The sequence below is a fragment of the Nonomuraea sp. 10N515B genome (assembly GCF_052245915.1).
Taxonomy (GTDB): domain Bacteria; phylum Actinomycetota; class Actinomycetes; order Streptosporangiales; family Streptosporangiaceae; genus Nonomuraea.
Map to the genome: position 1 here is coordinate 51,504 of NZ_JBQQBQ010000009.1, position 13,500 is coordinate 65,003.

Consider the following 13,500-nt stretch of genomic DNA (forward strand, 5'->3'; position numbering starts at 1 on the left):
TCACGTTGCGTGACTCTTGACCACATATGCCGGTTTGTGGCCTGATTCGGGTGTTTTTGCTCAGAGGATCTTTAGATCCTCCTTACCTGCGGCCCCGCGAGGGGTCGCGTGAGTTGGAGTGTGCCCGTGTCGGAATTACCCGTCCCTCGACCGCAACCGGCTAGACGCCCCCGCCGTCGACGTCACACACGGTTACGTCATCCTGCCGTCCTCATCACTTCGCTGGCGTTGCTGGCCTCGCTGCTGTCGGCGCCGCCCGCCGCGGCGCAGAGCAGTGGCCCGGCTCAGCCCGGATTCCTGTCCCGCGCCGCGAGTTGGCTGACCGGCCAGGTGGCGGGTTGGTTCGCCGTCGAGCCGGAGGGCAAGACACCGCCGAACGCCGGGAAAGTCACCTTGCCGGGCCGGGACACGCGTCCGGCGGCGGGGTGGCAGGCGGTCCCACCCGGCAAACGCGTCAAGGAGGTGGCTGGTAAGCGGTGGCGGTATGGCACCGTGTACGAGTTGGAGGACGGCCGTTCGCAGGCGGAGATCTCGACGCGGCCGGTGCACTATCAGGACGCCTCGGGCGCCTGGGAGAAGATCGACACGACCGTCGCGACGACGTCGGGGGACGGGTTCGTTCACGGCAACGACAAGACCGGTTTCCAGGCCCGTTTCGGCGACAAAACCGACAAGCTGGTCCGGGTCGGCGTCGGTAAGCGGCAGGTCACGTTCGGCCTGCCGGGTGAGGCGCGGCAGATCGTCCCGACGGTGGAGGGTTCGACGGTCACCTTTCCGGGTGTGTGGGACGGCGCCGACCTGGTCTACACCGTGACCGGCTCGGGAGTGACCGAGCACCTGCGGCTCACGAAAGCGCCCGCGGCGGGGACGGTGTTCGCGTTCACCGTCAAGACCGGCGGCGGGATGCAGGCGACGCAGAATGCGGACGGGTCGATCGTGTTCGCGGGCGAGGACGGTGATCGGACGTTCACCATTCCGCGCCCGTTCATGATCGACTCAGCTGCGGATGCGGCCTCGCCGTTCGGCAAAAGGGCCGGCGCCATCACCCAGGAGCTGACGCAGGGTCAGGGTGGTGAGGCGACGATCACGCTGAAGCCGGATGCGGCGTGGCTGGCCGCTCCCGAGCGGAAGTGGCCGGTGGTGATCGATCCCACCCTGAAGATCAACGACTGGCGGGCCGACCTCTATGACACCTACGTCAGCAACGCCGCGACCTCTTCCAACTTCGCCGACTCGTGGAAGCTGCCGGTGGGCAAGAGCGCGGCGGGGCTGAACCGGGCGCTGCTGTACTTCGGCCCTCCTGGTTATGACGAGGACGTGCTGCCGATCGGCACCCGCATCGACCAGGCCAAGCTGGAGGTGTACTTCGACCAGGCGCTGGGGGAGAGCGCGGCGGTGACGCTGGCCGCCCACGAGATCACCGATGACTCCTGGTTCTGGGATCCGCAGGGTGTGACCTGGAACAACCAGCCCTCTTTCGCCTCCACCGCGGCTTCGACGGTGACCCGCCAGCCGGGGGAGTTGTCGCGCTGGCACGCCTTCGATGTGACCGCGATGGTCAACGCCTGGTATTCCACTGCCACCGCGCCGATCGGCGGCATCCTGCTCAAGGCCGCCAACGAGGCCAGGACCGCGCCGGTGGGCGGGGTGGCCTACCAGGCGATGGACGACTTCACCGGGGTCGACCCGCTGACCGTGGATCCGGCGACGCATCCGCGGCTGCTGGTGACGTTCGGCAAGCCGTCGGTGACGCTGGCGCAGCCGACCCGGGCGACGTCGGTGGGCGCGTCGCTGTCCTGGTCCGCCTACGCCGACCCCACCCCCGGCGACGCCTCCGACGATCTGGTGGAGTACCGGCTGCGGCGGGTCTGCCCGACGGCATGCGCCATCACCACCAACACCACCGGCGGCGATGCGACCGATCTGGTCGCGACGCTGGCGCCGGAGGTCACCTCCTACGTCGACACCAGCAGTGGCGCCGAACCGGCACCCGCGGCCAGCCCTGACTACACCCACAGTGCGGACTACTGGGTGGAGGCGGTGCTGGCCAACGGCGAGGTGGTGCCGTCGCAGATGGTGCGGGCGTTCCTGCCCAAGCCCGGCTACATCACCGAGACCCTGTACGGGACGGCCGACACCACCCTCGCCTCGGGCGAACCGACCACCGGGCACGATCAGGTGGGGCAGCAGAAGCGGCTGCAGGTTGGCAACACCGCCACCAGCCTGGCCAACACCCGCGCCGTGGTGCGCTTCGACGACTACGCCACCGATATCCCGGCCGACGCTCAGATCGCCGACGCCCGGCTGTCGCTGTGGCAGGCCACCGCCACCGGCACCGGTGCCTCCTTCACCGCGCACAAGCTCACCACATCCTTCGACGAGGCAGCGACCTGGACCAGCCCCTGGGCCACGCCCGGCGGCGACGTCGAGGCCGCCGCGCTGGCCACCCTGGACGGGTTGTCCGACACTGCGGGCTGGCGGCAGTGGACGGTCACCGATGCCGCCAAGGCCTGGACCGCCACCCCGAGCACGAACCACGGCCTGCTGGTCAAGGTCGGCGACGAGGCCGGCGCGGCCAAGCAGTCGGCGCAGTTCCTGGCCAGCGAAACCGGCGAGCCGCTGCTGCGGCCGAAGCTGGCCGTCACCTACGCCGACCCGGCCGCGGTCACCTCCTTCTACGCCCCCGGCACCCCCGAGCGGCTGGACACCGGCGCCACCGCCACGGTCAGGGTGATGGTGAAGAACACCACCAGCCAGCCCTGGCCGGCCACCTCGACCAAGCTGTCCTACCACTGGAAGCTGCCCGACGGCACCGACATCTCCACCGCCGACACCCAGCTCAAGACCGACCTGCCCGATCTGGAGCCGGGCGCCGCCGCCACGGTGGGTGCCGCGGTCAAGGCACCGGCGGCGGTCGGGAACCTGGCCGAGGGCGCCCAACTGGTGTGGGACGTGCAAGACACCGTCACCAACAACTGGAAGTCGGCCACCCACCAGCTGCCGCAGCTGCCGCAGCAGATCCGCCTCGACTCCCCCACCTCGGATCTGCTCGGGCTGGAGAAGTTCTACGCCTACACCGGCAAGAACACCGGCGCCGGCGGCACCGCCCTGACCAACCTGTACGCCGGCAACGCGGTGTGGGGCTACAACGCCTTCTCCAACCCCTCCCGCGGCCCGCAGACATTCGCCCGGATGACCTACAACAGCCTGGACACCAGCACCGCCTCCCTCGGCTACGGCTGGTCCCTGCAGACCTCCACCCTGGCCAAGCTCGGCTCGCAGCTGCAGTTCCACCCGCCCGGCCAGAAATGGCCCGAGCAGGTCCGGCTCGTCGACGGCGACGGCACCACCCACGTGTGGACCATCGACCGCCACGGCAACACCGGCTGCCTGCCCAACACCTGCGACTACGTCCACCCCCGCGGCGTGCACCTGTACCTGCAACGCGTCCCGGAGTCGGCCAGCCTGCCGGACCGCTACTCGCGTGACCCGGCCCGGCAGTGGGTGTTCACCAAACCGGACCGCACCCAGTTCTTCTTCGACGAGGAGGGCTTCCAGTCCGCGATCGTCGACAAGAACGGCAACACCATGGCGTTCACCTATGAGCGCCGTCACTCCAACAACAAGCCCACCAAGTTCCTGCAGTACATCACCGACGCCGCCGGCCGCCAGACGCTGACCTTCGACTACTTCAAGAAGGGTCAGGACTACACCTACATCAACGACGCCGGGCAGGAGGTCAGTGATACCAAGCTGACCAACCCGCACATCATCGACAACGTCGAGTCGATCACCGACATCGCCGGCCGCAAGGTCACTTTCGCCTACACCGACAAGGGCCTGATGGCCAAGATGGTCGATGGCGCGGGCGACGATGGCGCAAAGACGTTCGGGTTCACCTACGACGCCACCCAGGGCACCAAGAACGTCAAACTCGTCAACGTCACCGACCCGCGCGGCAACAGCACCAAGCTGGCCTACTACGAGGCGACGACCGACCCCAAGGACAAGTGGGAGCTCGAAACCCTCACCGACCGGCTCGACGGCATCACCCACTTCGACTACGTCGACCCCGACGGCCCGCAAGGCGGCGTGATCCACGCCACCGTCACCGACCCGCTCCAGAACGCCACGAAGTACGTGCTGGACGCCTACGGCCGCCCCGAGCAGATCACCAACGCCAAGCAGGAGACCACCCGCCTGCAATGGGACCCCGACCACAACGTCACCGACCTGATCGAGGCCAGCGGGCAGCCGAACCAGGCGGTCACCAGCTGGACGTATGACCAGAAGACCGGCTACCCGCTGACGATCAAGGACGCCGAGGCCAACAAGAACGGCACCAACCCCACGGTGCTGGACTACTATCGCGGCCTGGGCGGCTATGTCGCCGATCTGAAGACCAAGATCAGCCCGGAGGGCCGCAGCTGGGCCTTCGGCTATGACGCCAACGGCAACCTCAAGACGGTCACCGACCCGCTCGGCGTCCCGACGCCGGACGCGAACGACTACACGACCTTCTACGAGTATGACCCCGTCGGCCAGCTGACCAAGGTCATCGACGCCGAAGACAACCCCACCACGTTCACCGACTACCACCCCACTGGATACCCCGAGAAGATCACCGACGCCGACAACAACGTCACCACCACCGGCTACGACGTGCGCGGCAACGTGCTGTCGGTGACCGACGCGCTGGGCAAGACCACCAGCCAGACCTACGACATCTTCAAACGTCCGCTGGAGTCCAAGGTCCCCAAGGACCAGGACGCCTCCCCGCCGGTGTTCATCACCACGCCCGCCCCGGTCTACGACCGCAACGACAACATCACCAAGACCACCGCCCCCAACGGCGCCGTCGCCACCGCCACCTACGACAAGGCCGACCAACTGCTCGAGTCGGTGCTGCCCAAGGACACCGAGACTGGGCCCGAACGCAAGGCCACCTTCACCTGGGACCTGGCCGGCAACCTCGCAACCCAGACCGAGCCCAAGGGCAACCTGACCGGCGCGAACCCGGCCGACTTCACTACCACGTACAAGTACAACGAGATCTACCAGCTGACCAACGTCCTCAACGCCGACGTCGCCAACGGCAACCGCCAGAACAAGATCTCCTACGAGTACGACAACGTCGGCAACACCATCAAGGTGATCGACCCGCGCAAGAACGCCACCACCGACAGCGCCGACTACACCGCGTTCTACACCTACGACCTCAACCACCGCGTCAAGACCGTCAAGGACGCCGCGGGCTTCGAGACGTCCACCGAGTATGACCTGGACGGGCTAGTCGTCGGCCAGACCGACCAGGACAACAACAAGACGATCACCGCCTACAACGCACGCGGCGACGTCACCGAGACCAAGGTGCCGCATTCGGAGACCGGCGGCGTCATCAAGTACGTCACCACCCAGTTCGCCTACGACGAAGTCGGCAACCGAACCAAGGTCATCACCCCCCGCGGCGTGGAAACCGCCGACGACCCCACCGACTTCATCGCCGAAACCGTCTACGACAAGCTGAACCGCCCCGCCGAGGAGATCTACCCCTACGACACCGACGACCCGGTCTACAACACCCCCGACAGCGTCCGCTACACCTACGACGCCGTCTCAAGGCTGAAGACGATCTCCCACCCGCCCTCGCACGGGCAGACCATCCGCAACATCTCGACGATGAGCTACTGGGACAACGGCTGGTCCAAGACCACCACCGACCCGTGGGACATCAAGACCACCTACGACTACAACGAGCTCGGCCTGCAGACCAACCGCACCATCACATCCGCGGGCGGCTCCAGCCAGCGGGCGCTGGACTGGTCGTACTACCCCGACGGCAAACTCAAGACCCACTCCGACGACGGCACCCCGCTCGGCCTCGACGTCGTCATGAACGACAACTCCGACACCGGCCAGGTCACCACCACCGGCACCTGGACGCTGGGCTCAGGCGGCACCTCGTCCTCGAACATCGTCGGCCCCCAGGTGGCAGCGGCCGAGGGCTTCGTCGGCTACGACTACGCCACCGCCCCCGCCGGCACCGGCCAGTCCGCCTTCACCTGGTACCTCACCACCCCATCGGATGGCACCTACAAGGTGCAGGTGCAGTACCCGACCGGCGCCACGGCCACCAACGCCAAGTACACGGTCAAGCACCAGGGCGGCGAGGCCGGCGTCACCGTCGACCAGACCCAGAGCCCCGGCACCTGGGTCGAGCTGGGCAGCTACACCTTCACCGCCGGAACCGCCCACAGCGTCACCCTCACCGACGCCGCCAACGGCACCGTCGCGGCCGACGCGATCAAGCTGGTGCGTGACAACAGCGGTGACACTGATGGCGAGAAGAAGGATTTCTCCTATACCTACGACCCGAACGCCAACCTCACGAAGATCGAGGACAGGTCTCCGACCGCCAAGATCGGCGTGTGGGACGTCGCCTACACCAATCTGAACCAGATCGACACGATCAAGGAGTTCCTCGACGGCGCGCTGAAGAACACCACCAGCTACGCCTACAACGAAAACAGCGCCGTCACCACCCGCACCCACGACAAGACCATGGCCACCTACGGCTACGACGTGCGCGACCTGGTCAACGAGGTCGTCAACAAGAAGTCCGCCACCGACACCGCTCCGAAAACCACCCGCTACACCTACACCAAGCGCGGTGAACGCTTCACCGAGATCAAGGCCAACGGCAACACCGTCACCTACGACTACTTCCTGTCCGGCGTCCTACGCCACAGCCTGGAGAAGAAGCCCAACGCCACCGTCGTCTCCGAGCACACCGTCGGCTACCAGGGCAACCTGCACCGCTCAAGCGACCACGCCAAGATCCAGAACGCCGATAACCCCGGCGCCTACCTCGACCACACCTACGCCTACACCTACGACCCCCGCGACCGCATCGCCAAAACGGTGAAGAGTCCGACCGGCGGCGGCCCAGTCGAGACCGAGACCTACTCCCACGACGCCAACAGCAACGTCTGGGAGGAGGAGGTGCTCGGCAAGAAAACCACCTTCACCTACGACCGCAACCGCCTGATGACCTCCGTCACCGGCGGACAGACCTCCACCTACACCTACGACCCCTACGGGCGGCTGCGCACCATCCAAGGCGGCGGAAAGACGTGGGAGAAGTACACCTACGACGGCTTCGACCACGTCACCAAGCACGAAAAACTCGGCACCGACGGCACCACCAACACAGTCACCACCTACACCTACGACCCGCTCGACCGCACCACCGGCAAGACCGAAAAGGAAGGCACCGCCTCAGCGAAGACCACCACCTACTCCTACCTCGGCCTGTCCGCCGAGGTCCTGGACGAGGAGGTGGCCGGCAAACTCACCAGGTCCTTCCAGTACTCGCCGTGGGGCGAGCGCCTATCCCAGGTAAAGGTCAAGGCCGACGGAACTGAGGAGTCCTCCTACTACGGCTACAACCCGCACACAGACGTCGAGCAGGTCACCTCAGAGGCGGGCGACACCCGCGCCACGTACGGCTACACCGCCTACGGCAAGAACGACGACAAACTCTTCACCGGCGTCGACAAACCCAACCCGGTCGACCCCACCGCTAAGGAGGAGTACAACCCTTACCGCTTCAACTCCAAGCGGTGGGACAACTCCACCGGCATGTACGACATGGGGTTCCGCGACTACAACCCCGGGCTCAACCGATTTCTCAATCTCGACACCTACAGCGGCGCCCTCGACGACCTGAACCTCGGCCTCGACCCCTGGACCAGTAACCGCTACGCCTTCACCGGCGGCAACCCCATCAGCAACATCGAAATCGATGGGCATGCACCGGAGCCGACGGACATGACGCCGGGAGAGTGGGCGGCCAGGCAGCGAGGCGGATACGAGGAGCAGAAGAAATATCGGCTCCGAAATGGTCTCATGTCATGGCAGGAAGAGTTTGCCTGGACTTACAAGAAGTCCACGGGAAAGGATCCATCGAAGCTACTTCAGACCAATAGGACAATGCTCGGCGCGGCCGCTGTGTATGACTCTGACGGCAAACTACTAGCTTTCGAGTCCGGCTTCTTCAGCGGTAAGCAGAACGAGGGCTTGGGAGAAGGCTCAAGCTGGGACACTCACCTAGAAAAGCGGATAACTGCTTACTTTGAGAAGAAAGGCCTACTCAAGCCGGGTAACGTCTTGGTTATCGTCGCCAACGGGGATCAAGGTCCATGTCCAGGAGAAAGCGGGTGCGATCAATTCATTAAGAACTACACTGTCAAGAAAGGTGTCGGTGTCATCTTCAAGTGGCGCGGCGGCACGTACGCGGAAGGAAGCCTCGGGAGCTTTCCTGGCGCTGAACTGACCCCCGACACCGTTTTTGAGGCGGATGGGTCTTGGCGGAGCAACCATCCGACCGGACCCAGAGGGCCGCGCATCCGAGTGCCGACGGGTCGACCAGGTACCCCACTGCTGTTCCGCGGCGTCGGTCGCGCCTTCGGGATTCTCGACGTCCTGGGTCTTGCGCAAATGGGGCATGCGTCAGGCAAGCTATTTGAGGGAGACCCGAGTTATGTTCAAGAGATCCTAAAAGGATGGGGTATGTATAAGGACCCCGCGATGATCTAGGTTCCGCGACTTCGGCTCCGCATCCCAGTGGAATGCGGAGCCGAAGTCGCGGTATGCACATAATCTTGCTAGGATTCCACAACTATGAGACCTGACTGGGCAAAGCTAACTGACGCCAGCGGATCCGCTGCAAACATCCCGCACGCCATCCAGGCGCTCGCCGCCGACCGCGCTGAAGACCGGGCTCTTGCTCGGGAGAATCTATGGTCCAGGCTGGGTGCACAAGGCTCGCGCTATCAAGCCACGCCGTACGCCATCCCGTTTCTTATTGATGCTCTCAAACGCGTTGGCTCGGATGAACGTGTAAAGCTGCTAGAAATGATCGCCTTCTTTGCTATCGGGGATGATCAGGATTATCTCTTCAGCGAGTTTATTCCAGAAGATCTTCGCACCGAGGTAGCGCGCAAGCTGCGCATGGATAGCTCTCAGTTGCATGCGGAACTCGAAGACTGGGTGGACGATGCCGCCAGCGAGAGGGAGAAGTTCGGTCGTCAGTTCACATCGGAGTGGACCGGTGGTGAGGCACTCCTGGAGGATCAGTGGATCGCCCTCCAGTGCTATGACGCAGTCGGCGATCGAATCGGCGACATAATCGACCTATTGTCGGTGAGTACACCTGGCGAGCGCAAGTGGCTGCTCACCATCCTTGGTTACTATCCGGAGAAGGCGTCGATCAGCAAGTCCGCCGTACTCGAGCTCGTGGAGGGTGAAGATGATGCCGAAGTACTCGCGACAGCGTTCATCACGCTCGGTTTGATAGGCGCATCCAGAGATGGCGAATGCGAGGCAATTCTGCGGGCATATCTCGGGAGCTCTGTGCCCCTCGTTCAGTGGGGAGCGGCGATCGGCCTCGGCTGGAAGGCAGAGCGAGAGCTGGCGCTGGCGCGGATTCTTGCGAAATGTGTTGAAGCGCTAGAGGAAACTCCAACGGGCGTCCCGTACAACATGGGTAGAATTGATCTGCTGGCGGATGCGATTCTGGAGAGCTGGCAGTAGGAGATCAGACAGGTCAGCTAAACCAACTGCCAGCGTGTATGTGGCTGTACGTCAGCAGCCGTAACGGTTGCAGATGTTCGTGATGCAAACCATCCCGAGTACGGCAGTCACCATTCGCAGCGTGGCCAGCGCGGATGGGCGATAGGCTGTTGCGATCTTGTGATCGGAAGCTGGCTCAATGAGAGCAGTCGCTCTTGATCGAATCACGCGGCCACCGAGCCTCAATCTTTCACGATCTTGGTCGATCCTGCCCGGCGGCCAGCCGCTGACGCGCGATGGCCTTGAGCGTCTCCAGCTCGGCGTCGTCGTGTGCGGATCCGATGTGCTCGATCTCCCGGGACCCGCGGCGCGAGGAGTACACGATCTGCACCGCCCGCGCACCCGAGGCCGTTTTCACCGTCCGCACGTACGGGGACACGGCCTACAACGTAGAGACGCCGCCGGTTTAGTGCGCACTTTTCGCCGCTCCGACGGCAAACCTCCAGGTCAGCGCTTCACAGCCAATCGTGATCACGAAACGTGAGCCAAGTCAGGTTCAAGGCCATCGCGCGTCAGCGGCTGGCCGCCGGGCAGGAAGCTGGATCTCGGGCTGGATGACCGCCCGGCTGCGGGCGGGCCGCTGGAAATCGTCAGCTCGCGGATGGAGCACCTGGCCGATGCCCTGTCTCGCGCTTACACCGCGCTCGGGTTCGACGCCGCGGCCGGGAGCGATGAGGTGTTCCGGCAGTTGGTGCTCGCCCGGGTGATCGAACCGACGAGCAAACAGGACAGCCTGCGTGTGCTGGGCGAAGCGGGCATCGATCCGGCTCGCTCGATCTCCCGCATCGCCCCGGTCACCGAGGTGGCGCCCAAGGCCAGGCCGATGGCGACATCCACCAGCGCCTGGCCACGATCGTGGCCGGGCACGAAACCGGTCCGGGTCAGGGTCGTCGATAACCGTCCACGCAGCCCTGAGCACTCGGCCAGCAGTCGGAGCAAGGGCGCCCCGGCCGCGCCCACCAGTCCGAACGCCCCCGTGCTCATGTCCAGCGACACCGACCATGCTGACGTGCGTCTTTCCGGCTTGCGACGCCGCCGTTCGGCTCTAGCACGCTTGATCTTTCGCCGCAACCCGGCGGGTGTCGTACGCTTCGCTTTCGAGGTGCCGTTCCCCTGCATGGACTTGATCTAGGAAATCCAGATCATGCCAGGTCGGAGCGGCACCTTCTGCGCGATGTGACCCTATGTGACGGTCAGCCTGTCACTCGTGAATTCATGAGGCTGAAGATCTTGTCCGCCGCCTCCCCCGAAAGGCCCGGTTTCATTCCGGCGTCCCACTTGGAAGGACGCGCTTCTCGGTTAGAGGATTTTTTCGATGGCCGAGGTGATGGAGGGGTCCTCGGGGGTGGTGCGGGGACGGAAGCGGCCCACCACGTTGCCCTCCCCGTCCACCAGGAACTTCTCGAAGTTCCACTGGATGTCACCGGCCTCGCCGTCCGCGTCGGGGACGCTCGTCAGCTCGGCGTACAGCGGGTGCCGGTCCGGGCCGTTGACGTCGGTCTTCTCCAGGAGCGGGAAGTCCACGCCGTACGTCGCCGAGCAGAAGTCCTGAATCTCCTCCGGCGAACCGGGCTCCTGGCCGGCGAACTGGTTGCACGGGACGCCGATCACCGTGAAGCCGCGCGGGCCGTACTGTTCCTGCAGCTTGACCAGGCCTGCGTACTGCGGGGTGAGGCCGCAGCGAGAGGCGACGTTCACGATGAGGGCGGCCTTGCCGACCGACAGCTCGGCCAGGGTGGTCGGGGCGTCCGTGAGGGTGCGGAGAGGGATCTCGCTAAGGGTCATGAGAAGACCTTACAGAACGAGTTGCGCCGAAAATGAGACGCAGACCACATTTATCGGGCAAAACCCCTGAAACAGCTATATATCGGGATCTTTACTGACGATCTTCGTTTGAGACGTCAATTCCCTGTCAAGCGATTCTGTCGGGCACGGTGGCGCGGTCCATGTCCCCCTTCGAAAGGGAACCCGCATGCCCATGCTCCGCCGTACCGGCGTCCTGGTCCTGACCGCCACCCTCGTGGCGGCAGGGGGCGCCTCGGCCGCACAGGCACAGAGCTCCCAGACGAGCGCGAGCAGCAGGAACAAGTCGATCGCCAAGCCCCTCGTGGCGGCGCGCGGCTGGAACAAGGCCCAGTTCAGGTGCTTGGAGAAGCTCTGGGCCCGTGAGAGCGGCTGGAATCACCGGGCGGGCAACCGCTCGTCCGGCGCCTACGGCATCCCGCAGGCGCTCCCCGCCCACAAGATGGCCTCATCGGGCCGCGACTGGCGGACCAACCCCCGCACCCAGATCAAGTGGGGCCTGACGTACATCAAGAAGCGGTACGGCACGCCGTGTCGCGCGTGGGCACACTTCCAATCCCACCATTGGTACTGAGCCAAACCCCAGGCTTGCCCGATTCTTGTGGCAAGGGCAGACCATAGGCGCGACGGGCCGGGCAATCCCGTCCCAGCGAGCCGGCCGTTTATCCGCAACGATCACACAAACACCTGTCCTTCGCGTGTCGAGAAGTATGACCCGCGGTGACGGCGCGTAATAGGAATCGTGCTAAAGGACACGTCGCGGTGCCCTCCGGGCCGCCCAGCAGGATCGGGCGGAGCAAGATCCCGGAGGGCCGGGCGGACCCTCCACGTCCGAGCCACGGACGCGGACGAGCAGGGCGCGAAAGCTTGTGCGCCTGTCCGCACGCGACCCGACAGCAAGGATCGTCTTGGACAGCAAACGTGTACTGAGCAGCACCCTCATCTCCGTCACCGCGTTCACCGCGTTCGGCGCCACCACGACCGCTTGGGCGGAGTCGGTGCCGCAGGTCCGGACCAGGACCTGGACCACATCGGCGGAGCCGGACATCCCGGCCATCCGGCCGGAAAGCAGGAACAAGAAGATCGCCCTGGACCACGTCGTCCAGCGATCGTGGAACCTTCAGGAGTTCCGCTGCCTGGACAACCTGTGGACCAGGGAGAGCAACTGGAACCACCGCGCGCGCAACAGCTCATCGGGCGCGTACGGCATCCCACAGGCCCTGCCTGCGGGCAAGATGAGCGGCGCGGGCCGCGACTGGAGGTCCAACCCGGAGACGCAGATCCGGTGGGGCCTGACCTACATCAAGGGAAGATACGGCAGGCCGTGCGGCGCATGGGGCCACTTCAGGTCGCACAACTGGTATTGAGTCTCACCGGCTGCGCGCCGAGTGCGCCACGATGGCCTGGATCAGCAGCTCGAGCCCGAATTCGAACTCGGCCTCGTGGTCGCACTCGTCCAGCAGCGGCGCCAGCGAACTGACCTCGGGGAACAGAGCGGCATCGACACTGTCGGCTTTGATCGTCCTGGTGTGGACGGGCGCGAACGTCGGCGTCACCCCGACCTCGCGCAGCAGCGAGCCCACGATGTAGGCGATGAACATCCGCAAGGTCCTGACCGCGTCCGCCCCGTCGAACCCGGCGCTGCGCAACGTGGCCAGCGCCCGCTCGACGGGTAGCAGGCCGGCCGCGGAGTGGAGCTGGCGGCTGACCACGACCATGGTCGAGCGCGGGTAATGGTGGGCGATCTGCCGGAACGCCCGTGCCTGCATCCGCACGCGGTCGGTCCAGTGCGCGTCAGGATCGTCGGTGAACTCGATCTTGCTGAGCACCGCCTCGGCCACGCCGTCGAGCAGCACGTCCTTGCTGGGCACGTGGTTGTAGAGGGACATCACGCCGACGCCCAGGTCGGCGGCGATGCGCCGCATGGAGATCGCGTCGGCGCCCTCGCGCTCGATGAGGCCGATGGCCGCGGCGACGATGCGGCTGCGCGAGAGAGGCTCCGTGGGCATAGCTCATTCTATTGACGGACGTACGCCGTACGTGCAAGCTCGAACCATGGACGTA

7 protein-coding genes and 1 pseudogene are annotated in these 13,500 nt (G+C 65.1%); 5 read left to right on the forward strand and 3 right to left on the reverse strand.

Annotation, left to right across the window (positions count from 1 at the left end):
- The first annotated feature begins 228 nt into the window (after positions 1–228).
- Complete coding sequence (locus ACTWQA_RS15435; RefSeq protein ID WP_443159916.1) at positions 229–8,598, forward strand: DNRLRE domain-containing protein; 8,370 nt, start codon at positions 229–231, stop codon at positions 8,596–8,598.
- Positions 8,599–8,682: 84 nt separating this feature from the next.
- Entirely contained in the window at positions 8,683–9,594 is a 912-nt protein-coding gene (locus ACTWQA_RS15440) for a hypothetical protein (RefSeq protein ID WP_443159917.1), read from the forward strand.
- A 247-nt stretch (positions 9,595–9,841) separates the two neighbouring features.
- On the opposite strand, the pseudogene ACTWQA_RS15445 reads toward ACTWQA_RS15440, so the two are convergent.
- Positions 9,842–10,012, reverse strand: a pseudogene (locus ACTWQA_RS15445) (IS1634 family transposase); the annotation flags it as partial.
- Positions 10,013–10,234: 222 nt separating this feature from the next.
- Here ACTWQA_RS15445 and ACTWQA_RS15450 point away from each other — a divergent pair.
- A complete protein-coding gene (locus ACTWQA_RS15450; RefSeq protein WP_443159918.1) occupies positions 10,235–10,765 on the forward strand; it encodes a hypothetical protein in 531 nt (176 codons plus the stop codon).
- A 167-nt stretch (positions 10,766–10,932) separates the two neighbouring features.
- Here ACTWQA_RS15450 and ACTWQA_RS15455 read toward each other — a convergent pair whose 3' ends face one another.
- Entirely contained in the window at positions 10,933–11,418 is a 486-nt protein-coding gene (locus ACTWQA_RS15455) for a glutathione peroxidase (RefSeq protein WP_443159919.1), read from the reverse strand.
- A 187-nt stretch (positions 11,419–11,605) separates the two neighbouring features.
- On the opposite strand from ACTWQA_RS15455, the gene ACTWQA_RS15460 reads away from it, so the two are divergent.
- Positions 11,606–12,010: a transglycosylase SLT domain-containing protein gene (locus ACTWQA_RS15460; RefSeq protein WP_327590691.1), complete on the forward strand. Its 405-nt coding sequence runs from the start codon at positions 11,606–11,608 to the stop codon at positions 12,008–12,010.
- Positions 12,011–12,344: 334 nt separating this feature from the next.
- Complete coding sequence (locus tag ACTWQA_RS15465; protein WP_443159920.1) at positions 12,345–12,803, forward strand: transglycosylase SLT domain-containing protein; 459 nt, start codon at positions 12,345–12,347, stop codon at positions 12,801–12,803.
- A 3-nt stretch (positions 12,804–12,806) separates the two neighbouring features.
- Here the strand turns inward: ACTWQA_RS15465 and ACTWQA_RS15470 are convergent, their stop codons facing one another.
- Positions 12,807–13,445, reverse strand: a complete 639-nt coding sequence (locus tag ACTWQA_RS15470) for a TetR/AcrR family transcriptional regulator (protein WP_327590689.1) — start codon at positions 13,443–13,445, stop codon at positions 12,807–12,809.
- Positions 13,446–13,500: the final 55 nt, after the last annotated feature.

What these genes read in the sequence shown, in the direction of transcription:
- ACTWQA_RS15470 (WP_327590689.1), bottom strand. Translation starts at nt 13,445, where the DNA reads ATGCCCACGGAGCCTCTCTCGCGCAGCCGCATCGTCGCCGCGGCCATC.
- ACTWQA_RS15455 (WP_443159919.1), bottom strand. Translation starts at nt 11,418, where the DNA reads ATGACCCTTAGCGAGATCCCTCTCCGCACCCTCACGGACGCCCCGACC.
- ACTWQA_RS15450 (WP_443159918.1), top strand. Translation starts at nt 10,235, where the DNA reads ATGGAGCACCTGGCCGATGCCCTGTCTCGCGCTTACACCGCGCTCGGG.
- ACTWQA_RS15460 (WP_327590691.1), top strand. Translation starts at nt 11,606, where the DNA reads ATGCCCATGCTCCGCCGTACCGGCGTCCTGGTCCTGACCGCCACCCTC.
- ACTWQA_RS15440 (WP_443159917.1), top strand. Translation starts at nt 8,683, where the DNA reads ATGAGACCTGACTGGGCAAAGCTAACTGACGCCAGCGGATCCGCTGCA.